Raw genomic sequence first — 25,125 nt, forward strand, 5'->3', positions numbered from 1 at the left:
CCGACTGGGCTGAGCTCTCGCCGGTACGAGCATGCCGGCATCCGCGCGGAACGGGAACACCGTCCGCTCCGGGTTGGTCGCCGTCGCACCGGTTCCCGGTTCGCTGTCTGCTGCACGGGCGTCGGCACGGACCTGGTCGAGCAGCCCGCCGCACCGAGAGCCGCCAGATCGGCATCTTCGCCGCCTGCGCCACCACACGCGGCCACACCCTGGTCGGCCACTCCCCGCCAGTGCCTCGAACCTCCGCTCTCAGGGAGCCGGTGCAGGGCCCTTTACATGGTGACCACGTGCTTCTCGACGAGCGACGTGAGATGAGGCACGGTGCGGCCCTGGGTCAGCGAACACTCCTGTTGGGGCACAACTACCGCTGGAGAAAGGTCAGACGGCCGCCATTGAGCATGGTCAGATGCCGAGGTGAAAGAGCGGGCCCCGCGGATGGTCTGCGTCGGCCTGGAGTCGAGGGCTCACATGCCGTGGTGCTGATCACCGATGAGGGCTGTCGGTTCGGTGTCGGTGGATTGTCGGTGGAATTTGACACCTTTCCAGAGGACCGGCCGGGTACCCACTCGGCCATACGTCCGCCTTGAAAGGGTGATCTTCGTGCATGACGTAGTGATCGTGGGCGCCGGCCCGGTCGGCCTGTTCCTCGCGTGCGAGCTCGGCCTCGCCGACTGTTCCGTCTTGGTACTTGAGCAGGAGCCGCAACTGCGCTCCCCGTGGAGGGCACTCCCGCTCGGGCTGCGGGGCTTGTCTCCCGCGTCGGTCGAGACGTTCTACCGCCGAGGGATGCTGCAAGACCTGCTGAAGGCGTCGGGCATCGACAACTATCCCTGGGCAGACCCCGATGCGGATGAGGCGGCACCTCCTGCTCAGGCGGGTCACTTCGCCGGCATGGTGCTCGATCCGGCGAACATCGACGTTGCCGCCCTGCCCTTGCGGCTTCCCAGCCCAGCGATGGAAGGAGTGATGACCAGCCTCGAAGCCATCGAGAGCGTGCTGGCCGAGCGGGCGACCAAGCTCGGTGTGGAGATCAGGCGCGGCGTCAGGATCTCAGCCGTCACTCAGAACGACGAGAACGTGGTCGCACACGCCGACCAGGACGAGTACGCGGCGCGTTGGCTCATCGGTTGCGACGGTGGACGCAGTGCGGTGCGCGGGCTGGCGGGCTTCGAATTCGTCGGTACCGAGCCGCAGTTCACCGGCTACACCATGCTCGCCACCGTCGCCGATCCCGAGAAGCTGCGCCCCGGGTTCAACCCGACACCGACGGGCATGTACCTGCAAACACCTGTGCCAGGACACATCGGCGTGATGGAGTTCGACGAGGGCGCCTTCGACCGTTCGCAGCCGCCGAGTCGCGAACACCTCCAGGCGGTTCTGCGGCGCGTGTCCGGCACCGACGTGACGCTGAGCGAGGTCCACCTAGCCTCCAGCTACACCGACCGGGCCAAGCAGACGACGACCTACCGGCGCGGACGCGTCCTGCTCGCCGGCGACGCCGCCCACATCCACTCGCCCCTCGGCGGCCAGGGACTCAACACCGGCATCGGCGACGCCCTGAACCTGGGTTGGAAGCTCGCGGCGACCGTGCACGGGTACGCACCGGACGGGCTGCTCGACACCTACACCCGCGAACGCCATCCGATCGGCGCATGGGTGCTCGACTGGACGCGCGCCCAGGTAGCGACCATGAAGCCGGACCCACACAGCCAGGCGGTTCAGACACTGATCCGCGACCTGATCGGGACCCGCGACGGAACAACCTACGTGTTCGAGAAAATGTCCGGCTCGTCGGTTCGCTACGACCTCGGCAGCGAGCAGCCGCTGGTCGGCCGCAACACCCCGGACCTTCGTCTTGAGGACGGGACCCGCCTCGGCGACCTGATGCCGGAAGGACAAGGCGTTGTTCTCGACTTCACCTCCGACCGCCGCCTGCACGATGCGGTGAAGGGCTGGGACAAGCGGGTCCGCTACGTCGCCGGGCCGGCCCGCACGGACCTCGGACTCGACGCCGTACTGGTCCGGCCTGACGGCATCGTCGCCTGGGCAGGCGAACGCGACTTTGATCGAGCAGGGTTCGACCAGGCCACCGGCTTCTGGTTCGGCAGCCCGGTGGCCTGAGCAGTGACCTCGCCTCCTATTCGGTCCTGTGGGCGCTGCGGGGGCAATGAGAAGCACGCTGCTGCTGGGCCTTGACCCCGCGTCCTGGACACGGGCTTATGCGGCTTCGGTCAGCGTAGTTGATGTTGTTGCGGTGGCTGTCTCGTAGGCGATGGGGCTGCGGTGTCCGAGGCGGGAGTGTCGCCGTCGGGTGTTGTATCGGTGGAGCCAGCGGAATGCGTCGAGACGAGCCTCGCGCTCGCTTGGCCAGCTCTTTCGACCTTTCAACGTCTCCCTTTTGAAGGTCGCGTTGAAGCTCTCAGCGGCGGCGTTGTCCGCCGAGCTGCCCACGGCGCTCATGCTCTGGAGCACGCCCGCGCGGTGGCAGGCGTCGGCGAAGGCCCTGCTCGTGTATTGAGCTCCGTGATCGGTGTGCATGATGGCGCCTTTGAGGCTGCCCCGGGTCCGCTCGGCAGCGGCCAGGGCGTCGATGACCAGCTCGGTGCGCATGTGGTCGGCGAGTGCCCAGCCCGCCAGACGCCGTGACGCGAGATCGATCACGGTCGCGAGATAGCAGAACTTCCCGCCGCCGACGCTCAAGTACGTGATGTCGCCGACGTACTTGGTGTTCACCTCGGTCGCGGTGAAGTCGCGGCCGATCCGGTCCGGGGCCTTCGCGGCGGCCGGGTCCGGGACCGTGGTGCGGTGGCGGCGGCGAATGCGGACGCCGGCCAGGTCGATCGTGCGCATGACGCGGGCGATGCGCTTGTGGTTGACCCGCTCGCCGTCCTCACGGAGTTCGGCGGTGATCCTCGGGACGCCGTAGGTGCCGTCCGATTCCCGGTGCACGGCGCGTATCCTCGCGGCGAGCTTCGCGTCGGCCGCCTGGCGGTTGGCTCGGTCCGGGGCGGTCTTGCGCCAGTAGTAGAAGCTCGAGCGGGCGATGCCCAAGACGGTGCACAGCCGCTTCACGCCGTGCCGGCGCTGGTGATCTTCAACGAACTGGAAGCGGTTCACCAGCGCGTCTCCGTCGCGAAATACCGGGCCGCCTTGCGCAGGATGTCCCGCTCTTCTTCGAGTTCACGGACCCGCTTACGCAAGGCGGTCACCTCCGCCGAGTCCGAGGCCGGCACGGCCGTCCGGGGCGCCGAGTGCGAGCCCGGACGCCGTCCGTCGGCGGCCCGTATCCAGTTGCGCAGCGTCTCGGTGCTGACCCCCAGATCGGCGGCGACCGACTTGATCGTCGCTCCCGGCCGTGAGCGGTACAGCGCGACCGCGTCCGCCTTGAACTCCGGCGGATAGTGCTTCATCCCCACAGGGACTCCGTTCTCCCAGATCCTCAAGATCCAGTGTCTACGGTGTCCAGGACGCGGGGGCAGGGCCCGCTTTTGACGCAGCTCTGGTCGCCCTCGCGGCCGATCCGCCGGGAGCAAGGCCCCAAAAGCCAGCCTCGCCGTCCTCAGGGCAGCCTGGACGTCTGTCGCATCTTCAATAAAGCTTGGTTTTGAAGATCGCCCTGCGGAGCCGTCCAAACCTCGCAGGGCTGTGGCCTTCAGAGCTTCACGACGCCGAATCTTCAGCGGTTTCCGGCGTAGTGGCCTGCGGCGGTCCGGTGAAGGCCCTTCACTTGGGCTGGGAGGCTCCCGACGCGAATACGAAGCCCACGTCTCGCACCCGGCGTGGACGGGCAAAGCATCGAAGACTTCGAGAAGGACCTGAGGAAAAACCTCTATAGGGTCTGGAATCGGATGTCCTCGGGCTCGTACTTCCCGCCGCCTGTGCGTGCGGTGGAGATTTCCCAAGTCAAACGGAGGCGGCACGAGAATGCTCGGCGTTCCCGCTGTCGCCGACCGTGTGGGTGGCCGAAGGGGGTTCCCTGGGCGCCTCCTTCGAAGGGCACTTGGGAACCCCCTTTGGTGCCCGGCACCCGAGGTTGGAGGAAATCCCCTTGTCAGGGCGGTAATCGGCGTGAAAACTGCGCCGTCACAACTCTCTTCTCTCCTCCTGTACTTGAAAGAAATATTAGTGGTGGAGGAGATCATCGGGTTGCGGGGCGTCCGGACGCTCGCCCTGGCCGGGCGGGGCCGGCGCCCGGCCGGTGGCCGGTCGTGGCAGATGGGGGAGCAGCGTTGATGGCGGGGAAGCGGAAGACGAACCCGGCGGGGTCGACGAACAGTTACCGCGGTGACGTGCTGCGCGTGCTCGGGGCGCTGAAGGTGGCGACGGCTGATCAGATCCAGCGGATCGGGGCCCCGCACCTGACGTTCCGGCACGCCGACAAGCCGACCCTGTCGAAGGAGAAGCAGGCCCGCACCGCCTCGCACACCGGTGCGCTCTCCGACATGCGCAAGCACGGCTTGTCCGAGAACGGAAGCTGCACCGAGACGGGGGACTCGCTGCGGAACCTGACCCTCAAGGGCCTTGAGGCCGCCTCCTACGAACTGCGGCGCCCGGCGGGGGAGATGGGCTCCACCGCACGCGGTGCGGGCTCCAGCGGGGCCTCCCACCCGATGGCCGTCAACGAGACGGTGATCGCGATGCTGCGCCCGAAGCCGAACATGGCCAAGCTCGCCGACGATCCGCCCCACGTCCAGGCCGCCGCCCAGGCCGCCGTCGACGGACCGGATGGGATCGGCACCATCGCCTCGTTCTGGACCGAGGTTCCGCTGCCCGCCACCGGTACGTAGAACGCGCCCGGCAAGGGCGGCGCCCAGGCCGACCTGGTGCTCACCGCACCGCAGGACCAGGTGCCGCTGCTGTTCATCGAGGTCGACAACTGCCATGAGACGCCGGAGGAGCTCGCCGCCAAGCTGGAGAAGTACGCCCGGTTCTTCAAGCGGCAGGTGAAGGACACCGACGGCAAGGAGCGCCCGATGTGGCGCACCCGCTGGACGGCCCGGGAGACCTGGTCCGGCGACAGGACACACCCGCCCGTCCTGCTGGTGTTCAACCGGATCGGCGAGCGCAACCCCGACCGCACGGTCCCGCGCCTGCAAGAGAGCTGACCCGGCACCTGTGGGAAGGCGAGCGGCAGAAGGCCGGCCACCATCGCTACGACGGACGGATCCCGATCATCGCGACCAGGCTGAACAACTTGCGCCAGCACGGCCCGGCCGGACCGGTCTTCCTCCGCTTCGGCCGCGACCACATGCAGCCGCTCCTGGAGGCGATCGGCAATCCGCGCCGCGAGGCCGCCGACGCCCGCGAACTTGAAGAGTCCAGGGCCCGCCAGGCGGAGTACCAGGCACAGGTACGGCGGGCAGCGCAGGAGCAGGCGGCGAAGCAGGCGCCGAGCGCGGGGCCCGCCGTCCCGTCTGCACCGGCTGCGGGGCGAAGTTCACCGACACCCGCTGGGAGGTGGCACAGCCGAAGGACTGGGGAGCCACGAAGGACTCCCACCCGCACCTGTGCGACAGCTGCAAGCACGCAGCCGTCGCCGACGCCCACGAGGCCGACCGGCAGGAGCTCCCGGAGCCGCTTCCCGAGTGGGCAGAGCGGAAGCACTTCCTGCGCTACGCCCGTCGTCCCCGCTGCACCGAGTGCAGGGCGGCGTGCACGGACGAGCGGTGGCAGGCGGTGGAGCGCACCGGCGGGGACGCCCTTCCTCCGGAGCGCCGTCCGACCCTGTGCGGGGACTGCGACCAGCGGCACGAGATCGACTGGGAGCAAACCTGGCCGGGCGCGATCCGCCAGGACCAGGATCAAGCGCAGGACCAGGCCGTGCCCGAGCAGAAGGCCACCGGCTGGCTCTCACGTCTGCGCCGCTGATCCGAGCAAGCCGCCGGCGGGCGCGGGCAAGCCCAAGGTCACCCCTCCGTAGTGAAAGGTCAGGTCAGCGGCACCTTGAGCAAATGGACGACATGGCGGACTCTTGGAGACAGGAGGCCGCCATGCCGAACAAACGCCCCCGCGGCCCGCAGCCGCACTGGCGCCCCAAGCGGGAGGCCCCGGGTGCTGATCGCGGTCGACGCCGCGCTCGACCGCTACCGCGACCACTTGCCCGTCTCGCTTCGCCAGCTGTTCTACGTGCTCCTGAGCGACGCCGTGCTGGAGAAGACAGTGCGGATGTGTGAGTACGTCGGCATGGCCCGTCGCTCCGGCCGGATCCCCTGGGACGTGATCCGCGACGACACCCAGATCGCCGTCGATGTCCCACCCTCCTTCACCGGTCCCGAAGACTTCCGGACGGCCGTGAACGCGGCGGTCGACGACTACCGCGTCGACCGCCAGGCGGGCCAGCCCGTCCGGCTGGAGCTGTGGTGCGAAACAGTCGGCATGGTCCCCCAACTAGTGAGGATTGGTGAGGAATTCGGCATCGCCTGCTTCTCCGGCGGTGGCTTCGACGGCCTGGCCGGCAAACACGACGCAGCCGTCCGGGCCATGGAAGGCGGGACGAGAACCCGCATCTTGCACCTTGTTCTCCCTGGCGCTTCGACGCGTGGCAGGACGCTGCGTCTGATCGTGTGACGAGCGGGTTCCGCCCGTCAACCGTTCGACCCAGTGTTGTTGGTGGCGGCGCCACGCTGCCACCAACGAGGCGGGGGCCCCGCGGTGCGCCCGGGATCACGCGTGCTCTCGACGTACAAGGGGCTGGCAACAACGGCGCGTGTCGTCGCGCGACGTCCGCCCACACTGAAGGGCACCTCCAGGGCAAACGTCACCTTGGCATAGCCGGTGAGGAGGCCAGCGGCCTGAGGCGGCATCCCCTGGTCGAGTTGATGCAGCAGATTCGACAGTGCCCTGCCCGGATTTTCGCCGTTGCGGGGCAAGTTGCCATACAACAGATCCATGAACCCCGGGGGATAGCTTCGGGACACGGAAAGCCCTTCTGTGGTGCTGTCGGCGGAATCGGCACCCGCGAGGTGCTCGGGGGAGCCATGCAGCACAAGTCGCGGTTTGGGGCCCGTGGCGGACCACCACCATCGCCGACGAAACGGCGCCGGCCACGCCCGACTTGATGGCCCGCGACTTCACCGCGGATGCACCGGGACGTAAACTGGTCAGCGATATCACATATGTTCACACCTGGGCTGGGTTTCTGTATCTCGCGACGGTCATTGACTGTCACACCACGGCCGTGGTCGGCTGGGCGATGGCCGACCACATGAAGACGTCGCTCATATCGGACGCACTCAACATGACGGCACGGAACATCGACCTCGCCGACGGCTGCATATTTCATTCGGATCGCGGCAGTCAATACACTTCCCGAGAACTCCGGGAGAAACTCGGTTCGTTGGGGCTCAGAGCCTCCGTCGGCCGCACCGGAGTCTGCTGGGACAATGCCATGGCCGAATCATTTTTCGGGGCCCTGAAGAATGAGCTTGTACATCGAACGTCGTTCCCGACGCGCGCGCACGCTCGCCGGGCAATCGTCCGATACGTCGAGATGTTCTACAATCACAAACGCCTCCACTCTGGCCTCGGCTACCGAACCCCCGCAGAAGTGCACGCCGAGTACGAAGAGTTGCAGGCCGCAGCCTAGAAACCCCTCAACGCCACTGTCCGAGGAACGCAGGGCGGCTCAATCTCCAGTGCTGTCCACATAGTAGACCCCCTGATCCGTTCCCCCGATGGAATCGGTCACAGCAGGCCAAATGTTTGGGTCATTGTTGACAGCCGCGTAGCTTGGAGAAATTGACGTGATCTGTAGGGCCGTCGCCACTGTGGCGGCAAGGTAGAGGAAGGAGCGCTTGTGAGATACCCGCATTCTGAAATCCAATTCTATTGATATTTTAGCGTTTTAGGAAGTAGGTGGTTCACTTTTCGGCGCTAGCGACTTCCTGGGGTGTCGCTCGCCTCATCTCAGTAGGCCCAAGCCCATTCCCACCTGTTCTAAAGCGAGCTTGCGGGAATGATGAACGACTCCAACTCGCCCGGAGGGAAGCTCTCCCCGAGTTACTGATAATTCGGAGGAATGAAGGAGAGTCGCCGGGAGCGGACTGCGGAGTCCTTGACGACCTTCAGGACACCGCACCCAGGCCATCAACCAGCTCAAGGCCCTGCTGGTCAGCGCACCGGCCCAACTGCCGCAGTCCAATGTCTCGCTGCTGCCGGACGACGTCCCCTTCGCCCAGGCGGCGGCCCTGGCGGGCAATGGGCCTGTCGCCAGAGCACAACTCGACGCCGGTCATGTCGGCCAGGGCAGCAACGTGCTGGTGATCGGTGCGGCGGGGCCGCTCGGTGCGACCGCCGCGTCGCTCACCGGTTTTCGCGGGGCCCATGTCATCGGTGTCGACCGGCTGAGCGTCAAACCGGGCTGCATGGAGGGCCTGCCACTGCGAGCGGCCCTCGACGGTGACGCGGAGGACCTCGCCGACGCCATTCGCGAGGTGACCAGCGGGTGGGGTGTCGACTGCGTCATCGACAACCTCGGTATCCCGGCGGTCTGGCACAAGTACCGCGAAACACTGGCTGACATGGGCCGGATAGTCGTGTCCGGAGCGATTTCGCACGAGCCGCTGCCCATGTCGTTGCTGCCCTTCTACCTCCACAGCCAATCGCTCATCGGCGTCCGCACCGGCAATCGCACGGAGATCACCGCCTTGTGGCGGGACGTGGCGGACGGCTTCCGTATCCCGGAGGCATTCGTGGATGCCAGGCCATGGGAAACCGTGGGTGATGCCCATCGTGCTGTCGAGGCGGGGGTCTCCCGAGGCCAGGCGGTGCTCGAAGTGGGGGACTGACTGGGCAGTGGCCAGGTCTGAGCTCTTTCGGCCAGGCGGGCGAACACGGGCGCGGGCGCACACATCTGGCCCCCGGACCGGGAAGACAGTCAAGCAGTCAAGCAGTCACCCAGTCACCCAGTCACCCAGTCACCCAGTCACCCAGTCACGTGGGCGTAGGCGGGGGCGCTTACCTGGACGAAAAGGTTCCCATGTCTGCCACCCGACGCAGGCGCACCGGCGCGCCGTCAGTCCTGAGCGCGATGGCCGCGCTCACCGCATCCGCCCTCGCCCTGACCGGTTGCGGTGCCCCCGTCGGGCACCGCGCCGGCGGCCATACGGGAGCCCCGGGCGGCGCCCATTGCCCCCAGCCGCAGCGCCCGATCGCCACGACGGACGCCGACTGGCAACCGGTCGCCAAGGCGATGGGGCGCACCGGCGCGCTGCGGGAGAAGGTGGTCTTCGGGATCTCGCTGCCCCGCAGGGATCTGACGGTCACCAGTCGGGGAGTGGACATCGGGGCGTCGCTCGCGCTCAACGGCAGCGCGGACTTCGCCCGGTACTGCGACGGCACCATGCTCATGGGCGACCTGGTACTCACTGAGGACGAACTGCCCAGGGCCACCGAAGCCCTTCAGGAGGCGGGCATCGAGCAGACCGCCCTCCACAAGCACCTGCCCGACCAGTCGCCCCCCATCTGGTGGACGCACTTTCACGCCATGGGTGACCCGGTCACCCTCGCCCGCAAACTCAAGACGGTGCTGGAAGTCAGCGGTGACCCCATCGCGGTGCCGGCGCCGCCCCAGACTGAGCCCATCGAGCTGGACACCGACGGGATCGACGAGGCGCTGGGCCGCAAGGGCATCGCCGAAGGCCGGACTTACAAGTTCTTCCTCGGCCGCGCGGAGACCATCACCTCACACGGCCATGTGCTGCCCGCACCCATCGGTGTCGACACGGTGATCAAGTTCCAGGCCCTGGGGGACGAGCAGGCCGCGGTCACCGGCGACGTTGTGATGACAGCAAGTGAAGTGCAGAACGTCATCCGGGCCCTGCACAAGGGTGACTTCGAAATCGTCGAGCTGCACAACCACATGCTGGATGACCAGCCCCGCCTGTTCTACGTGCACTACTGGGGAATCGGGGACGGCGTCGAGCTCGCCGAGGACCTGCGCCCGGCCCTGGACGCCACCAACCTGGCGCGGCCCGCCCCGGCGTCATGACCGACGCCGACGATGGACGGGTGGTTGGTGCTGGGTGTGACAGCAATTGCTCTTGAGATGAACGCCTGCCCGGGCAGCACATGGTGGCCTGGGCACCGCGTGGTCTCTCCTGGCTGCGCCCGGCTCGTCTCCGCTTTAGAAGCTGATGATCTGCAGAGGGAGGTACAGGCTCATGTACACACTCGATCGGGTTGATCTTGGGCGTGTCGTACACGTGTCGTGAGTAGGGGGATTCGGTGCGGGACAGCCATCGCGGGAGGTGAGAGGAGGCGAAAGGTGTCCCGTCTCGATGATCCTGGACTCGGAGCGTTGGATGGATCTGCGCCGTTTTCGCGCCCTGCACGAAGCAGGTCTGAGTATCTCCGCGATCGCCCGGGAGACCGGGCTGAACTGGCGGACCGTGAAGAAGTACGTCGAGGAACCGCCGCCGGTGGTGCCACCGAAGGGGCCGTCACGCAAGGGCTGTCATGGGCAGGTGATCGAGCCGTTCAAACCGGTGATCGACGCCGGGTCTGTCCAGTCAACGGCCCTGGCTCACATCCGGTGGTGACGGAGGGTAGAGCTACCCGAGGAGGATGCGGTGGCGCAGGAGGGTGAAGCCTGCGCGTCCGTGTATCTGGCGCGCGATCCGCTTGGTCTTCGTGTTGACGCCCTCGGTGGGGCCGTTGCTGTACGGAAGTGTGAGTCCGGCGATCACGGCGTCGAGGTCTCGCTCGAGGCCCCGGGCGAAGGCATGGAGATGGGGTAGATCGGCTGTGCGGACCTGGTTGATCCAGTGCGAAAGCTTGTCGGCGTTTTCTTCGTGAGGGGTCAGGAGCCGGGCGAAGTCCCGGTTGCTGCAGGCGAGTTGGGTCATTTCGGAGCAAGCGGCGGTGAGCCGGGCCAGAAGGTCGTGATGTTCGTCCTTGAGGTTGGCGGGCTTGGTCAGCAGCATCCGGGCGAGTCTGCGTGCTGAGATGTGGCTGCGGTCGGTGTCCGCGCGGCCTTGGCTGATGTACTTGTGCAGGAGGTTGAGACAGCCGGTGAATCCGAGAGTCTTGATCTCTTCGAAGAGGTGCTTGACGGGGACGGCGGGGTCTTCGACGCGGCGTTTGCGCAGGTGCTCCCGGTAGGGATCGACTAGGCCGGCGCGGTATTTGGGGACGCGGAGCATCCGCTCGGGTCGGTCGGCGCGGGCGTAGCGTTTGACGGTGTTCAGGGCCAGTTGCAGGCGGCGGGCGCATCGAGTAGGCCCACGCCCTGGTCGAGCAGGCCATGGACCTGGTGCCAGCGTTCCAGGGTGGTCTGGGCGCGGGGCCCGTCGTAGAGGGGCGCGTCCACGACGGTGGCCCAGCAGCTGCTGTGTGCTTTGACCTCGTTCAGGGCGGCTTCGCATAGGTTGTGCCACAGGTGCCAGCGATCGCCGACCTGCGTCGCCTCGGGCAGTGCGCGGCGGATGGCCTCGGCGTAGGTGGCCGAGCCATCCCGGCACACGACCTCGACGCCGGGATGGGCGCTCAGCCACGCCTCCAGGGTGTCGGCCGTACGGTCGGGCAGCACATCGATCCGCTCATGTGTCTCGGCGTCGATCACCACGGTCGCATAGCGGTGACGCCGGCGCAGAGCGAAGTCGTCGACACCGATCACGCGGGGCACCCGCCCGGTGGGCAGCGGGATACCCAGCAGCACCCGCAGGGCCGTGTGACGAGACATGCCCACCGCGAGTATCGCCAGCAAGCGTGCTCCGCCCCGGCCCGCCAACTCTTTGACCACGGCCTTAACTTGCCTGGTCAGACGGGCTGTCCGGCGCTGATATCGCTCCAGCACCCCCGGTACCTGTTCGCGGAAGGTGTGACGGCAGCCCTGCGTGGGACACACCAGACGCCGCACCCGCACACGGACCACCACCCGTCGCCCATCGAGTGGAACGTCGGCCACTGTCCGCAGGTGGTAGCCATGCACCCGGGCCGTCTCAGCCCCACACCCCGGGCATACAGCCGGTCCCTCGGGCGTCCGCGCCCGCACCCAGATCCGCTCGCCCTCGTCGACCACATCCTCGACAACCAGGGAACCCAGCCCCGAAAACACCGTAGCCACAAGCTCGTTGATATCTCGCACACGACATCAACGAGCCCGCTAACGCTCCGTCACCACCGAATGTGAGCCAGGGCCCAGTCGGTTCTGGATCACTTTCAGTGCCGGGACCACGGAGGGTCACCGAAACCGCGATCATGAACGGCTTGGGACGCTGAGAAGGACCCGCTTGCGGAGCAGGTCGAAGTTGGCTCGGCCGAACATCTGCCTCTTCAACATCTTGATCTTGTTGTTCTGGCCCTCAACGGCGCCAGAACTCCACTTCAGAGTGAGGCCGGCGACGACGGCGTCGAGGTCCTGGCCGAGGCCGGTGACGAAAGTGTGCAGAGCAGGGAGGTCCTCGGCCTTCACACGCATGATCCATTGGTCCAGGTACTTGCCCTGCCGGTTGTTCATGAGCTCGGCGAACGCGCGGACGTGGTGCGCGGTGCGGTCGAGGGCGGGGCAGCGGACCAGGATTGCTTTGAGCTGCTGAGTCTGGTCGTCGGTAAGGCGGTCGGGATGGCGGGTGAGCCAGCTGGTCACGTTTCGCACGGACGGTGCTTTCCCGGGCGGGTCGTGCGGAAAGCTCTCGCGGAGCTTGGCCACGTACTTCTTCACGACGTTTTCGCCACCGGGGTAGCCGCGCTCGCGGACTTCCTCGAACAGACGGCGGGCGACGGTGCATCCCTCGGCCCAACGCTGATGCAGGTAAGGCTTGTAGGGGTCGAGGATGCTGGCCCGGCCGGTCCACCGGCCGACCCGGAGTTCGTCTGGGTCCGCGGCGTTGGCGAAGCGGCGGACGGTATTGCGGGCCAGACCGAGCTGGCGGGCGATCGCGCGCAGTCCGACGCCCTGGTCGAGGAGCGAGTGGACGTCCGCGTGCCGTTCCCGAACACGGTTAGTGAGTCGGCCCGTTGTCCGCAGCCCTGCAGGAGAAGACGGTTCGGGGCTCGTGCTTTCTATGGCCGCGATGACCTGAGCCGTGGCGGATTCGTGCGGCTCACGCAGCAGCGCGCGATGCTGGACGACTGTCTTCTCGACGGCTTCGGCCAGATTCGACCAGATGTGCCACCGGTCCGCGACGTGGATGGCGCTTGGGGCGCCGAGCCGTCCGGCCTCGGCGTAGGCCGTGGAGCGGTCACGGCAGATCACCTCAACGCCGGGATGCTCGGCGAGCCACTGAGCGACCGTCGCCGTCGTCCGGTCCGGCAACAGATCGATGGGCTGGCGGGATTCGACGTCGATCAGGATCGTGCCGTAGTTGTGGCCCTTGCGCAGTGCGAAGTCGTCCACTCCGAGTACCCGCGGAGTCGAGCTCTCGGGCTCCGGAAGGCGACGGATCAATCGCAGCAGCGTCGACCTGCTCACTCCGGCCGCCAGAGTCTGGGACAGGCGGGCACCGGCCCGGCCGGCCAACATCACCGCCAGACGCTCCAGCACCGTCTGCAGCCCTGCGCTGCGTCGTCCGTGCCTGACGGTCAGCCCGTCGACCTGCTCGGCGAACGTCGCCTGCCTGCACAAACGTTGACCGCAGCGGAACCGTCGCACCCGTAACTCGATCAGGACTGGGCGACCGCCGACCGCACTGTCGGCGAGGCGACGTATGTATTGGCTGTGCACCCGAGACGACAGCGTCCCGCACGAAGGACACACCACCCGCTCCGCGGCCGTCCGGGCCCGCACGGTCACCAACTCGCCCTCGGACACGACGTTTTCGATCACGACACCTTTGACCTGGTGGAACCACAGGTCCTGGAAGAGGACATCAGCCACAGCCGTTCATGATCGCGGTTTCGGTGACCCTCCGTGGTCCCGGCACTGAAAGTGATCCAGAACCTGAAAAATGACCCCCCACTGCGTCAGTTGATGTTGGTCATTCCCCGGTGTTGGCGGCGGGAACCCGTCCGAGGTCGCGGCCGCGCATGCGATAGCTGTCGCCCTTCAGCGAGATCACCTCGGCATGGCGGACGAGGCGGTCGATCACCGCTGCAGCGACGGTGTCATCGCCGAAGACCTCGCCCCAGCGCCCGAAGGGCTTGTTGCTGGTCACGATCACCGAGGCTCGTTCGCAGCGGCCCGAGATGAACTGGAAGAACAGGTTCGCGGCCTCGGGCTCGAAAGGGATGTAACCCACTTCGTCGACCACGATCAGCGGGATCCGTCCCAGCCGGGTCAACTCCTCGTTCAGGCGTCCTGCTTGGGCCGGGAGGATGGGGGACCGACGTGGAGGACTGGGCGGAGATCTGCCGGCTGCACCGATCTGAGCAGATGCCGATCCGGACGATCACGAGGCATCTGGGGATCTCTCGGAACACGGTCCGGCGGGCCCTGGCGGGCAGTGCCCCGCCGAAGTACCAGCGGGAACCGCGGGGTTCGATCGTGGACGCGGTCGAACCGCAGATCCGTGAACTGCTCATCAGCGCATCCTCAGCGCGCTCGTGGACCGGCACCGGCTCCATAATAAGGAAGCCCGAGGGCAGGGCGTCGCCCTTCTGGATGCGGGTGGCCTTTGCAGGGTGCCGGTCACACCGGGCGGAGAGCTCCTTCCCGGTGAGGCGTCCTCACGCTGTCCGGGCACGGACCATGTCCATCTCGTCGAGAGCGAATAGCGAGGCCACTGCCGTCATCGCTTCCTTGCCGTAGGTGGTGAGGATGTGTCCGTCGGGGTTCGTGAGTGGCAGGCGGCTGATCAGGCGGGCGAGCGCGGCACCAGGGGCCAGGACGGTGCCGGGGCGGGGCAGATGGATGACGGCGAGTTCGTCGGCGCTGCAGTCGGTCAGGCAGCAGCCTTCGCCGCGCCAGACCGCCTCGCCTGCCGGGTTGATCGTGTATCGGCCGCTGTGGGGCGCGCGGGCCACCCGGGCCGGAGGCCCGCTGTGGCGCAGGATCAGTTGTACAGCGGCGTCCGCCTCGGACAGTGACTCGCCTGCGGTGCCGTGACCGTGCTGTTCCAGGACGTGCCGCACTTGGGTGGGCAGGACGCCGGCAGCCAGTTCAAGCTCGCCCAGCAGCCATGTGGAGCTCTGCATTCGGCAATTGACCTCCAGGGTGACGACGTCGTCACCCCTGACGACCAGGTCCACGCCGAACGTGCCGCGGTAGCCCATGTCCGCGAGACGTCGGCCGACCCGTTCCACGGCGTGCCGGGCACGCCCTCGGGCGGTGGCCGGCAGCGCACGGGCGGCGCCGAAGTCGCAGCCGGAGTACGAGCCGAACGGGGCCCCGGCTCCCTTGAGATCGGTGAGCTGGACGGAGGCGGGGAGAACGTGGACCGTACCGCCGAAGGTGACCAGGCCGTGTTGGTTGATAGGGACGCCTTTGGCGTACCGGCTCACCAGCCAGGGGCCTCCCTCCGGAATGTCACCGGCCCCGTCCACCTGCTGCCCGTCGTGCACCAGGTAAGTACCGTGGCCGCCCGTACCCCGGGGCTGCTGCACTACGAAGGAGGAGCCGAGTTTCCGGCTCAGCACCGTGAGATCGAGCTCGGCGACCACGGTGTCGTCCGGGGTGGGCAGCCCCAGGGAGCGGAGCCACGGACGCATCAGGGTCTTGTCCACCAGGTACTCCGGCAGCGGCGGCACCGGCGGGGCCACGACGCGCACGCCGGACTTGTCGAGTTCCGCACGCCATTCCGGCCACCACTGCCCGTACGAGGCGAGCCGCATCTCGCGGCCGTGCCAGCGCCGGGACAGGAGGGAATCGGCCCGGGGCAGGAGGTGCCGCATCTCGCGGCGGCCCCCGGCATCGTCACGCAAGCGGGTGAACTCCTCGGCGGAGAAGCACTCGACACCGAAGCGGGCCGCCCAGCCCGCGTCCTCCTGCTGCCCGCTGACGAGAGCCGCGAGGCACCCCGCGCGCAACAGCGGCAGGAGCAGAAACGGCCGGGGAGTGAAGCCCAGCGTGCGGGCATTTCGTAAGACGTCGCGCGCGTCGTTCAGCGAGGTGATCACCAGAGGATTATCCGACCCAGGGGTCCGGCCCGTGCGGCAAAAGAGTGTCCTCGCGGTCGGGTGCTGCGTACCGCTCGAAGGGATGGCGGTACGGAAAGATAGCCCCGAGCCGCTGCAAATGTCTGTTTCTGCACCTGTAACGCCTTGAGTGTTTTCCAACCTCACGTCACGCCCTCAAGACCTGGCAGCCAACCTCGACCTCACCGGTGCGCTGCGCTACCTGGACCGCACCCCCTACGAAGCAGCCCAGGTCCTGGCGCTGCGCGCACTCGTCCTGCACAGGGCGACCTCCACGATCGGCGCCTCCGGGACGTCTTGCCGCGAGAGCAGGTGACCTGCTGTCGTTCCCAGTCGATGGTGAAGTGGGTGAGGTCGTAGGCGTCCGGATCGCGGGCCTGCCAGCCCGAGTCGGGCCGCAGCGGGCCGATCAGCTCGATGCCGTGTTTCCCGGCGGCGTCGAGGATGTTGTTCACGCTGATGTAGGCGGCATCCGCCAGCTCCTGGTGCGGCTGCAACCCCCGCTCGACCAGGTCTTCGTGGCGGCGCGTGACCGTCTCCACATCGGCCAATGACGCCTCGGTGGCTGCCGTGTGGACAATCAGGTGCGGCCGGCCGGCTGTGTACGTCTCCGCGAAAATGAATCTTGCAGCCGAGCCAGCCGACCCCGCGTTTGACGCCATAGCAGGCCTCGGGGTCGTACGGACTGGAGATCTTGACCGCTCCGGGAGGTACGTCCGCTCCCAGGCACGCAGAACATCCCTCGTCACGGTGCGGGCCGAAATACGTAACTCCCCGCCCTCCACACCCACATGTTCCACTCGCACCTTCTTCAGGTGCGGAAAGACAATCCCGAGCAACTCCTCACAGTCCCGACGATGGCACCGTGATGACGGGCTGTCACCTCGTCACGAAGATCTTGCGAGCTCCAGATCGCGGTGCTGCCACGACTACGCGCAATGGCATGCGCAGGGCAAGCGGCGGGTGGGGGTGTCCGGGTCGCGGGGATGCGGGCCGGGGGAGTGAGTGCCGTTGGCATGTGCACCGAAGCCCTCCCGTAACTACCAATAGTAGTATTGGAGTTACTGCGTGTGGTCGGGATGCTGGATGTGTCTTCGCGGTCGGCTGTGTGACCGCCCCCTCCTGGAAAGGGAAACACCCATGCTCCGTGCTGCCCACCTCCGTTCGCGCCGTCTCGCCGTCGCTGTCGCCTGCGCCGCGCTGTCCGCCGGTGCCGCGCTCGCCTTACCGGCGAGCGCCAGCGCCGCGCCGAACGTGACCGTCTCGTGCTCGGCTGCCGGCCAGACCCACTTCAGTCCCGGCGTACAGCTGTGGCCGCGCCCGCAGCACGTCTCCTACCAGGGCCAGGACGGCCCATGCAACGACAACAGCGACATCGGTATCCGCAGTGCGCGGATCACGGCCGACTTCGACGGCGTCACTCTCTCGTGCCTGTCCGGCGGCGGCACGGGCAGCGGCACCGGCACGATCGAGTGGACCACCCTGGACGGCTACCGGCTCCGCAGCGTCGTGAACCTGACGATCGACAAGACCGTGCTCAACGACGCGACCGTGACCGGCTACGTGACCGACGGCCCCCTCAAGGGCCACGGCTTCAGCGGCACCTTCAGCACCAACCTGTTCAGCGGCGCGGGCAAGTGCACCGTCGGCGCCCCGTTCGGCGGTGTGAAGGAAGCCGACTTCACCGGCGAGTACAGCATCAACTGACCTGGAAGCGGGCGCCGGCCCACCCTGGCCGGCGCCTGTGCCAGTCCGGTCGTCCACACCGCCTGCGCCGCCCGAGCCGTGCGGCAGCCAGGTTTCTTGGCGGGCGCCGGCACCCCCCCCGTCTCGGCGCCCGGTGCAGCACAGAGGTTCCGCCGAGTTCGAACTCGGCGGAACCTCTGTGCTGCACCGGCTCAATGCGGCAGTGCGGCCCAGGGCCCCCTGAACGCCGCTTGCCCGGTCTGTCCGGATGGTGTCCGCGATGGACTGACCAGGCGGCGCGATCGGGTGCAGCGTGCCCCGTGACCTGCTGTCCTGCGTGTCCTGTCCGGTGTCCAGGATGGCGCGGACACTGTCCTCGTCGTATTCGATACGGAGGATGTCCAGCTGATCGAAGACGTCGTCCTCGGACGCGCCAGGCGCCGTGTCCAGGACAGCGCGGACCACGGCCCGGACAGTCCCGGTCGCGTGTCCGGCCTTGTCCCGGGCTGGTGTCCGGACCTCGGTCTGTAGCGGGTCGAGGAGGTCGAGACGCACCCCGACCGCGCCGCGAAGCGTCTGCCACGCCCGGCCCGGGAACATGACCCAGCCCAACACCAGGATGTGCGGAAGGCGTTCGGCGACGAGACCGCGCGCGGCACGCTGCTCGTCGCGGACGTCGCGGACGTCGCGCCGGTGCAGCTCGGTGAGCAGCTCGACGCCACCCGACAGCGCGGCCAGGCCCCACGCGGCGGGCCGGCCGCCGATGGCCTGGCCGTGCGACCAGTTGAGGACACCGGACACGGTGACGAACGCGAGGAGTGACAGGCGCGGGAGCCCGGCTGGGGTGTTCCGTTCGATGGCGCGGCGGGCGTAGTCGGCGCAGATGAGGCTGGCGCGCTGAAGCCCCATGCGGCTAGGTGGTTCATGCCCCAGCGGATGAGGAGTCCGCTGATGGACCAGGCGGCGGCGCCGAGCATCATGAGGACGACGACGGCCCATGCGGCGCGGATGGCTCCGCCGAGGCGGCGTGGTGCGGTGGTCACGTTGCAGCTCCAGGAGCAGCGGGGCTGGGCCCCGGGGAAGTAGGGCCCGGCCGGTTGGTGGTGGTCAGCTGCGGCGGTCGGCGATGGCGTGCCAGCGCTGCGCCTTGGCCCGGCATGCGGCGGCCGCACGGGCGGGCGGGATCCACTCGATGCCGTTGCCGGGGTCGTCGCCGTCCTCGTTGGCGATGTAGCACTCGATGAAGGAGGTGACCTCGTCGAACATGTCGGCGCCCGGGGTGTTGTCGACGTACGGCATGTCGATGTCCCCGAAGGCGATCAGGCGTACGGCGCCGTCGGGGACGAGTCCTGTGCTGTTCTCCAGGGTCTCGGCGACCTTGGTGAGGGTGGCCGCGATGTCGGCCGGGTGCTGTCCGGGCATGGTCACCAGTCCGGAGATCGGCCGCATCACCGACTGGGCACAAACCGCCGACACCCTGGTCGATCTGCGAGAGCGGCGGATACGCGGCAAGGCCGTCCTCTTGACCGAAGGAGCACGATGAGCACTACCACCGACTTCGCCGCCGCCCAGTGGACACGCGCCACCGGCACAGGTGTGGACCCTCACGAGTACCGGCGCGTCACCGAGAGCCTCGCCTCCGTCGCCGACTGGGGCCCGTCCTTCCTGCGCATCGGACACGGCTACCTCCAGCGCGCGGAAGACGCGGGATCGTCCCTTTCCGCGGGTGAGTACCTGCTGACGGCGGCCCGGTGGTTCCACCTGGCCACCCTGGCGCACGCGGACGCTTCCCGTGCTGCCGTCGAGGCGGACCACGCGCTGAGCCGGGCACTTACGGTGTTGGAGTCCGGTGCGCGGCGGGTGAGCGGCGAGGGATTCACCGGCTGGCTGCGTGGCCTTGCCGACGCGCCGGGGACCGTGGTCGTCGTCCCCGGCCTGGACTCGGCCAAGGAGGAGTTCCTCGATCTGGTGTCCGCACTACTGGCCAGGGGTCTTGCGGTGTTCGCGATGGACGGCCCCGGGCAGGGCGTGCTCGCGGCCACCACGACCTTCGTGCCGGACTGCGAGCGGGTCGTGGGCCGGGTCATCGACGCCCTCGGCGTCACACGCATCGGACTCGTCGGCCTGAGTCTGGGCGGCTATTTCGCGGCCCGGGCCGCGGCGCTGGAGCCGCGCGTGGCGGCCGTCGCCACCGTCAGTGGTCCCTTCCGTCTCGACTGGGAGGAACTGCCCCCGCCGGTACAAGAGATCATGGCCCAACGCGCGGGGGGGCCTCTATGTCCTTCGTCAAGTGAGGCGGGGTGTTCGGTGTTCGTAGAAGGTGCCGTCGCGGAGTATCGCGAAGAGCACGCTGATGCGGTGCCGGGCGAGGCGGAGAAGGGCTTGTGTGTGGGTCTTTCCTCTGGCCCGGCACTTGTCGTAGTAGGTGCGGGAGGCGGGATCGTGCAGGGCCGCGAACGCGGACAGGAACATGGCTCTCTTGAGCTGCCGGTTGCCTCCTCGTGGTGCGTGTTCGCCGTGGATCGAGGTTCCCGAGGACTTGGTCGTCGGGGCGAGGCCGGCGTAGGAGGCGAGGTGGGCGGCGCTGGGGAAGCTGGTGCCGTCACCGACTGCGAAGAAGATAACGGGGCCGACGCCGCCCACGAGTTCGTACGACACGTTGACCTCGCCGCCCTGGCACCCCGCATCGCAGCCCCGCTGTTGGTCGTGGACGGAGGCCAGGACGTCATCCCCGGCGTGAGGAACGGCGAGCCCCTGGCCCGTCTGGCGCCGCACGGCAGCTACCTGTCCGTCCCGCACGGCGACCACCTCCTCGGTAACGCGCGGCCCGACTGGCTGCCCCACCTCAGCGACCACCTCACGCACACCCTGACGGGAACACCGGCATGAACCGCTTCACCGAGCCCTGGCTCACATCCAGTGGTAACAGACTGTTGCCGACTTCACCTGTTGTGCTGTTCGGACCCTGCAGGCGCTGGGAAGGAGACGGGGCGTCGTGGCGCTTTCACTGTGCCGAGGTCGTCTGTTTTCGCTTTCTTGGGGCGGTTGGTGTTGATGTGCCGTCGCACCGGTGAAGGGGGCTGTGGTTCCCCGGCTGGCATGGCGACTGCGAGAAGTCGAGGTTGTCTTGGGCCCACCCTCTCCGCCTGCGTAGTCCAGAGCTCGCACGAGACGTTCGCCCGGTCTTCACCTGCCGCAGCCTCCCAGGTTGGCATGGACACTCCTACTCTCCTGCTGCATCGCCGTCAATCTCCCCCTCACTTCCGGAGGTATCTATGTCCGGTGAATCCCAACCCCGAGCCCGTACTGCGTTCTTGACCGCTCTGGGCGTGGCCGTTTCGTCGGCCGGGCTCTGGCTCGGCTTCGGCGGCACGTCGCATGCCGCGACGGGGGTTCCGACCCCCGACCATGTGGTGGTCGTGGTCTTCGAGAACCACGCGTACGACCAAGTGGTCGGCAGCTCCAGCGCTCCGTACATCAACTCGCTGGCGTCGGGCGGCGCCAACCTGACGGCCTCGTACGCCGAGACGCACCCGAGTCAGCCGAACTACTACGCGATGTTCTCCGGCTCGACGCAGGGCATTACGGATGACAGCTGTGTCACCCCCGGCTTCTCCTCCGCGCCCAACCTGGCCTCCGAGCTGATCGCGGCCGGCAAGACGTGGGCCAGCTACAACGAATCGCTGCCCGACCAGGGGGCGACCGACTGCCGGAGCGGCGACTACGCGCAGAAGCACAACCCGTGGTTCGGCTTCTCCAATGTGCCCACGGAGTTGGCGTACACGTTCGACCAGTTCCCCAACGACTACAGCACATTGCCGCAGGTGTCGTACGTTGTGCCGAACCTGTGCAGCGACATGCACGACTGCTCGGTGTCCACTGGCGACACCTGGCTGAAGAACAACCTCGGTGCGTACGCGGACTGGGCACAGAGCCACAACAGTCTGCTGGCGATCACCTTCGACGAGGACAACCGGCTCAGTGGCAACAGGATCCCGACGGTGCTCTACGGCCAGCCGGTGACCCCGGGCTCCTCGTCCTCAGCCACGTACAACCACTACAACCTGCTGCGCACGATCGAGGACATGTATGGTGCCTCGCATGCAGGAGAGGCTGCCAACTCCTCTGACATCACCGGGATTTGGGCCTCTTGATTCATGTACGCGATCCCGATGCCGGCGAGGGCCTGACGGTGGGGCACCTCACCGGGGCCTGAGGCGCAGGGATCAACGAACGCCTGGCCGGCCGGGTGTGGGGAAGGTATGCGGTTTCCGGGCAACGAGGTTCCCTGCCGTATGACGGTCCCTCGTGCTACCTGCGGGTCTACCGCTCCTGCGATGCCCGGATCCCGCAGGATGGCCTTCATGAAGAAGAACTGCCCTGGTTGTCAGGCCTTGCGTGTGAAGGCGGCGAAGCCGCGCGCCGATATCGGTGATCTGCTGGTGCAGACGGCGTTGCATGAGCTGTCACCGGAGTGCGGAGACAAGAAGCCGGCAGCGAAGAGCTACAGGGCGGAGGCCTCGTTGCGCAGTTCGGCTTGGTAGCGGCCCGGTGTCTGGCCGACGACGTCAGCGAACGCGTCGATGAAGCTGGAGGGGTTGGACCAGCCGCACTCCATCGCGGTGTCGGTGACCGACAGTCCCTGGGTGAGGTGCGCCAGGGCGTGGTGGATGCGCAGAGTGGTGCGCCAGCGGTGGAAGCTCATGCCCAGCTCGGTGTGGAAGAGCCGGCTCAGGGTGCGTTCGCTCGCTCCTGCCAGGCGCCCCAGCTCGGCCAGCGTCGTAGTTCGGCCCGGGTCGGCGTGCAGCAGGTCCGTTACCGCGCGGAGCCGGTCGTCGCCGGGCTCAGGCAGATGCAGCGGCTGCTCCGGGGTGTCGCGAAGCTCGTCGATCACCACCGCGAGCAGCCGCTCATGGGCACCGGGACGGGTTTCCGTCCGGTCCGTCAGTACCAGGACGGCCTCGCGCAGCAGCGGGCTGACCGCGAACACGCTCGGCCGCTGCGCGAGTTCGCCGCACAGCTCGTTCGGGACCGTGAGCACGCGGGCGTCGGTCCTGCCGTAGAACCGGTGGGAGTGGGCGAACCCGGGCGGCGTCCATGTCAGGCGGTTGGCGGGCGCGACCCAGGTCCCGAGTTCGGTCGTGGTCGCCAGGGTGCCGGCTGCCGCGTACACCAGCTGGCCTTGGACGTGCGAGTGCGGGTCGAGACGGTAGCCGTGCGGCAGCCACCCCGCCCCGCTCAAGGGCATGGCCCGTACGTCGGACGAATCCTGGGTGACCTGGCGGCGTTTCGGCATCGGAGGTGAGTTTATCGGTGGGCCGATTGCGTTCCGTGGAAGCGAGAACGGTGCCATCGCGAGCCAACCTCCGTGCGTGGACGCCCTGTTGAACTCCGTCCTTCACGCGGCCGGGTGATTCACATCCAGGGGCTCCAGCATGGCTTCCAGGTTCTTCAGCGCGATGCGCTTGCGGAACTCCCCTTCGTACGAAGGGTCACCGGCGTCGTGCATCGCCTCGGTGATCCAGACCGCCGCGGCCTGCTTCTGCCAGGTGTGGTCCAGGCACGTCTGCGAGTAGCGGTCGAGCAGAGCGGAATCGTGCCGTTCCACCCGGTGGATGACCGCGCGGGCGAACACGTCGGCGTCGTGGAGCGCCAGGCTCATGCCCTGCGCGCTCATCGGCGAGATGATGTGCGCCGCGTCGCCCAGGAGGTAGAGCCTTCCGTAGCTCATGGGGCTGAAGACGACCCCCTGCAAGGGCACGATCTGCTTGCTCGTGATCGGGCCCTTGGACGGCGCGTATGCGCCGAGGCGGGCTTCCGATTCGCTCCAGATGCGCTCGTCCGGCCACTGATCGACCGTGTCGGTGAGCGGGCACTGAAGGTAGAGGCGGCTCGCGTGCGGGCCGCGCGTGAACTGTGCGGCGAAACCGCGCGAGTGGACCGCCATCACGGCCGGCGGGTCCGCGGGAGCCGCGGTCATGACGGCGAGCCAGGCGTACCCGAACGCATGGGCCGAGCTGGTGAGGACTTCGGCGGGGACAGCCGTCCTGCTGACCCCGCGGAAGCCGTCGCTGCCGGCGGCGTAGTCGCAGCTGAGGGTCCTGGCCGTGCCGTCGTCGTGCCGGTAGCGGACCAGAGGGCTCCCGGTGTCGATGTCGTGCAGCGAGACGTCCTCGGCGCCGAAGCGCAGATCCCCGCCGTCGCGCAGGAACACCTTGATGAGGTTGCGGACGAGGACTTGTTGAGGGCAGTACACCCCGTCGGCGCCGTCCGCGTCGTCGCCGCCCACCTTCCACTGCCGCTCCTCGCCCTCGATCAGCAGCGGAAGGGTCCCGCCCGAGTCGCTGTGGCCGTGGCCTTCGACGACTTCGGCCAGGCCCCACTCGCGCAGTCGGCGCACCCCGCCGACGTCGAGAGACCCGGCTCGCTGCCGCTGCTCGACGTGTTCACGGCTGTGTTTTTCCAGGACGATGCAGCCGACGCCCTTGCGCAGGAGGAAGTTGCCGAGCGCCAGCCCGGCGACGCCGCCTCCGACGATGACGACGCTGGTGTCCTTACCGGTGGTGGTCATGTGTGGTGAGCTCCTCGCAGAAGGCCGAGTCACACCCGCTGGCGGAACGGCCGTGCCGTCCGTGCGGGGTGCTTACTGACACCACTGTGGAACCCGGCGCGCCCGCGCCCAACTGGTAAAGGGACACGTGATACCGGAAACCCGCCAACTCCGTGGAGGGATGGATTCCGGCCCGGAGTCCCTCAACCGCAGCCCATCCAGTTCGATACCTGCCCACCCGGCCTCACGGAGTCGGCGTGTGCTCCTCGGCGTACCGGGCCAGGCCTTCCGCCATGCCCCGCATGAACTTCTGGAGGTAGCGCGGCATGATCCAGCGCAGCAGCAGGCTCGTCTCGTACTCGCCGTACCAGTGGATGACCGTCCCCGAGCCGGGTGTCGGATCCAGCTCGATGCGCGCGTGATAGTTGCGCATCGACGGATTGAACGCGTCCTCGTAGGCCAGAAGCCGGTGCTCGACCTTCTCGGTCAGCCGCTCCCCGGTGACCGTGCGCCCCGTCCGGAAAGCCCGGATGGCGCCGACGCCGTCGTCACCGCCGGGGTCGAGGTCGGTCGACCGCGCCGTGTCCAGGCTGTCCACTTTGGACCACAGCGGCCAGCTCGCGGCGTCGACCAGCAGCTTCCAGACGATGTCGGGGGAGGCCTTGGTGGTCACGGTGACGTCGTACCTGTGCATGGTGAGGGGCTCCTTCGCCGAGTTGACCTGGGCGGTCATGAGCAGGTTGGGGAGGCGCCGCGGTGGTGCCGCCGTGGTGTCACGTACGTCCTTGTCGAAGGCACGGTAGAGCTGGAAACCGCCGGTCAGTGCCACGGGGTGGCGGTAGGTCCGCGAGGCACGCGTGAGGCTGTGGTTCGGTGGC

Annotated in this window: 24 protein-coding genes and 5 pseudogenes; 17 read left to right on the forward strand and 12 right to left on the reverse strand. The window is 67.7% G+C overall.

What is annotated here, in order from left to right:
- The first annotated feature begins 600 nt into the window (after nucleotides 1-600).
- Nucleotides 601-2,121, forward strand: coding sequence for an FAD-dependent oxidoreductase (locus OG522_RS36900; protein ID WP_329467364.1), 1,521 nt, complete (start codon nucleotides 601-603; stop codon nucleotides 2,119-2,121).
- 96 nt (nucleotides 2,122-2,217) lie between these two features.
- On the opposite strand, the gene OG522_RS36905 is transcribed toward OG522_RS36900, so the two are convergent.
- A protein-coding gene (locus tag OG522_RS36905) for an IS3 family transposase (protein ID WP_443074806.1) occupies nucleotides 2,218-3,416 on the reverse strand; the annotation gives its coding sequence in 2 pieces (ribosomal slippage) (nucleotides 2,218-3,131 and nucleotides 3,131-3,416; 1,200 coding nt in all).
- 816 nt (nucleotides 3,417-4,232) lie between these two features.
- On the opposite strand from OG522_RS36905, the gene OG522_RS36910 reads away from it, so the two are divergent.
- The 4 genes from OG522_RS36910 (at nucleotide 4,233) to OG522_RS36925 (ending at nucleotide 6,567) form a co-directional block, all read left to right on the forward strand.
- Nucleotides 4,233-4,787 (forward strand): hypothetical protein, encoded by a 555-nt coding sequence (locus OG522_RS36910; RefSeq protein WP_329467366.1) that lies wholly within the window; start codon nucleotides 4,233-4,235, stop codon nucleotides 4,785-4,787.
- Nucleotides 4,788-4,823: 36 nt separating this feature from the next.
- Nucleotides 4,824-5,105 (forward strand): hypothetical protein, encoded by a 282-nt coding sequence (locus OG522_RS36915; protein WP_329467367.1) that lies wholly within the window; start codon nucleotides 4,824-4,826, stop codon nucleotides 5,103-5,105.
- Nucleotides 5,106-5,457: 352 nt separating this feature from the next.
- A complete protein-coding gene (locus OG522_RS36920; protein WP_329467368.1) occupies nucleotides 5,458-5,868 on the forward strand; it encodes a hypothetical protein in 411 nt (136 codons plus the stop codon).
- A gap of 183 nt (nucleotides 5,869-6,051) precedes the next feature.
- A complete protein-coding gene (locus OG522_RS36925) occupies nucleotides 6,052-6,567 on the forward strand; it encodes a hypothetical protein (protein ID WP_329467369.1) in 516 nt (171 codons plus the stop codon).
- 17 nt (nucleotides 6,568-6,584) lie between these two features.
- On the opposite strand, the gene OG522_RS36930 is transcribed toward OG522_RS36925, so the two are convergent.
- Nucleotides 6,585-6,986 carry a DUF7019 family protein gene (locus tag OG522_RS36930; RefSeq protein ID WP_443074807.1) on the reverse strand — a complete coding sequence of 134 codons (402 nt, stop codon included), beginning with the start codon at nucleotides 6,984-6,986 and terminating at the stop codon, nucleotides 6,585-6,587.
- Nucleotides 6,987-7,021: 35 nt separating this feature from the next.
- Between OG522_RS36930 and OG522_RS36935 the strand changes: the two genes are divergently transcribed.
- The 4 genes from OG522_RS36935 (at nucleotide 7,022) to OG522_RS36950 (ending at nucleotide 10,538) form a co-directional block, all read left to right on the forward strand.
- A complete protein-coding gene (locus tag OG522_RS36935; protein ID WP_329467874.1) occupies nucleotides 7,022-7,585 on the forward strand; it encodes an IS3 family transposase in 564 nt (187 codons plus the stop codon).
- A gap of 667 nt (nucleotides 7,586-8,252) precedes the next feature.
- Nucleotides 8,253-8,786, forward strand: a complete 534-nt coding sequence (locus OG522_RS36940) for a zinc-binding dehydrogenase (RefSeq protein ID WP_329467371.1) — start codon at nucleotides 8,253-8,255, stop codon at nucleotides 8,784-8,786.
- 191 nt (nucleotides 8,787-8,977) lie between these two features.
- On the forward strand, nucleotides 8,978-9,988 hold the full coding sequence (locus tag OG522_RS36945) for a DUF1259 domain-containing protein (protein WP_329467372.1): 1,011 nt from the start codon (nucleotides 8,978-8,980) through the stop codon (nucleotides 9,986-9,988).
- 313 nt (nucleotides 9,989-10,301) lie between these two features.
- Entirely contained in the window at nucleotides 10,302-10,538 is a 237-nt protein-coding gene (locus tag OG522_RS36950) for a hypothetical protein (RefSeq protein ID WP_329467373.1), read from the forward strand.
- Nucleotides 10,539-10,550: 12 nt separating this feature from the next.
- On the opposite strand, the pseudogene OG522_RS36955 reads toward OG522_RS36950, so the two are convergent.
- The 3 genes and pseudogenes from OG522_RS36955 to OG522_RS36965 form a co-directional block, all read right to left on the reverse strand.
- Nucleotides 10,551-12,085, reverse strand: a pseudogene (locus OG522_RS36955) (ISL3 family transposase).
- Between the two features lie 111 nt (nucleotides 12,086-12,196).
- A complete protein-coding gene (locus OG522_RS36960) occupies nucleotides 12,197-13,816 on the reverse strand; it encodes an ISL3 family transposase (protein ID WP_329467374.1) in 1,620 nt (539 codons plus the stop codon).
- Between the two features lie 100 nt (nucleotides 13,817-13,916).
- On the reverse strand, nucleotides 13,917-14,303 hold the full coding sequence (locus OG522_RS36965; RefSeq protein WP_329467875.1) for an ATP-binding protein: 387 nt from the start codon (nucleotides 14,301-14,303) through the stop codon (nucleotides 13,917-13,919).
- Nucleotides 14,304-14,311: 8 nt separating this feature from the next.
- Here OG522_RS36965 and OG522_RS36970 point away from each other — a divergent pair.
- A pseudogene (locus OG522_RS36970) lies at nucleotides 14,312-14,458 on the forward strand (IS21 family transposase); the annotation flags it as partial.
- Between the two features lie 56 nt (nucleotides 14,459-14,514).
- Here the strand turns inward: OG522_RS36970 and OG522_RS36975 are convergent.
- Nucleotides 14,515-14,598: pseudogene (locus tag OG522_RS36975) on the reverse strand (transcriptional regulator); the annotation flags it as partial.
- A gap of 6 nt (nucleotides 14,599-14,604) precedes the next feature.
- Entirely contained in the window at nucleotides 14,605-15,993 is a 1,389-nt protein-coding gene (locus tag OG522_RS36980; RefSeq protein WP_329467375.1) for an ATP-grasp domain-containing protein, read from the reverse strand.
- A gap of 148 nt (nucleotides 15,994-16,141) precedes the next feature.
- Between OG522_RS36980 and OG522_RS36985 the strand changes: the two genes are divergently transcribed.
- The 4 genes from OG522_RS36985 (at nucleotide 16,142) to OG522_RS37000 (ending at nucleotide 18,519) form a co-directional block, all read left to right on the forward strand.
- Entirely contained in the window at nucleotides 16,142-16,327 is a 186-nt protein-coding gene (locus OG522_RS36985; protein ID WP_329467376.1) for a hypothetical protein, read from the forward strand.
- A gap of 28 nt (nucleotides 16,328-16,355) precedes the next feature.
- On the forward strand, nucleotides 16,356-16,565 hold the full coding sequence (locus tag OG522_RS36990; protein ID WP_329467377.1) for a hypothetical protein: 210 nt from the start codon (nucleotides 16,356-16,358) through the stop codon (nucleotides 16,563-16,565).
- Between the two features lie 586 nt (nucleotides 16,566-17,151).
- Nucleotides 17,152-17,718, forward strand: a complete 567-nt coding sequence (locus OG522_RS36995; RefSeq protein ID WP_329467378.1) for a hypothetical protein — start codon at nucleotides 17,152-17,154, stop codon at nucleotides 17,716-17,718.
- Nucleotides 17,719-18,318: 600 nt separating this feature from the next.
- Nucleotides 18,319-18,519, forward strand: a complete 201-nt coding sequence (locus tag OG522_RS37000; RefSeq protein ID WP_329467379.1) for a hypothetical protein — start codon at nucleotides 18,319-18,321, stop codon at nucleotides 18,517-18,519.
- Between the two features lie 285 nt (nucleotides 18,520-18,804).
- Here OG522_RS37000 and OG522_RS37005 read toward each other — a convergent pair whose 3' ends face one another.
- The gene (locus tag OG522_RS37005) at nucleotides 18,805-19,119 is read right to left on the reverse strand and encodes a hypothetical protein (RefSeq protein WP_329467380.1); all 315 of its coding nucleotides are present in this window, start codon (nucleotides 19,117-19,119) and stop codon (nucleotides 18,805-18,807) included.
- On the opposite strand from OG522_RS37005, the gene OG522_RS37010 reads away from it, so the two are divergent.
- Both OG522_RS37010 and OG522_RS37015 read left to right on the forward strand, forming a co-directional pair.
- Nucleotides 19,118-19,240 (forward strand): hypothetical protein, encoded by a 123-nt coding sequence (locus OG522_RS37010; protein WP_329467381.1) that lies wholly within the window; start codon nucleotides 19,118-19,120, stop codon nucleotides 19,238-19,240. The genes OG522_RS37005 and OG522_RS37010 overlap by 2 nt on opposite strands.
- Nucleotides 19,237-19,950 (forward strand): annotated as a pseudogene (locus OG522_RS37015) (alpha/beta hydrolase family protein); the annotation flags it as partial. The gene OG522_RS37010 and the pseudogene OG522_RS37015, both read left to right, overlap by 4 nt.
- Before the next feature lie 33 nt (nucleotides 19,951-19,983).
- Here OG522_RS37015 and OG522_RS37020 read toward each other — a convergent pair.
- Nucleotides 19,984-20,292 (reverse strand): annotated as a pseudogene (locus OG522_RS37020) (transposase); the annotation flags it as partial.
- Between the two features lie 680 nt (nucleotides 20,293-20,972).
- Between OG522_RS37020 and OG522_RS37025 the strand changes: the two are divergent.
- Nucleotides 20,973-21,851 carry an alkaline phosphatase family protein gene (locus OG522_RS37025; RefSeq protein ID WP_329467382.1) on the forward strand — a complete coding sequence of 293 codons (879 nt, stop codon included), beginning with the start codon at nucleotides 20,973-20,975 and terminating at the stop codon, nucleotides 21,849-21,851.
- A 350-nt stretch (nucleotides 21,852-22,201) separates the two neighbouring features.
- Here the strand turns inward: OG522_RS37025 and OG522_RS37030 are convergent, their stop codons facing one another.
- From OG522_RS37030 to OG522_RS37040, 3 genes are all read right to left on the reverse strand, one after another.
- The gene (locus OG522_RS37030) at nucleotides 22,202-22,993 is read right to left on the reverse strand and encodes an AraC family transcriptional regulator (RefSeq protein WP_443074808.1); all 792 of its coding nucleotides are present in this window, start codon (nucleotides 22,991-22,993) and stop codon (nucleotides 22,202-22,204) included.
- 102 nt (nucleotides 22,994-23,095) lie between these two features.
- Nucleotides 23,096-24,268: a 4-hydroxybenzoate 3-monooxygenase gene (locus OG522_RS37035; RefSeq protein ID WP_329467383.1), complete on the reverse strand. Its 1,173-nt coding sequence runs from the start codon at nucleotides 24,266-24,268 to the stop codon at nucleotides 23,096-23,098.
- Nucleotides 24,269-24,491: 223 nt separating this feature from the next.
- The gene (locus OG522_RS37040; RefSeq protein ID WP_329467384.1) at nucleotides 24,492-25,076 is read right to left on the reverse strand and encodes an SRPBCC family protein; all 585 of its coding nucleotides are present in this window, start codon (nucleotides 25,074-25,076) and stop codon (nucleotides 24,492-24,494) included.
- Nucleotides 25,077-25,125: the final 49 nt, after the last annotated feature.

The sequence above is a fragment of the Streptomyces sp. NBC_01431 genome (assembly GCF_036231355.1).
GTDB lineage: Bacteria > Actinomycetota > Actinomycetes > Streptomycetales > Streptomycetaceae > Streptomyces.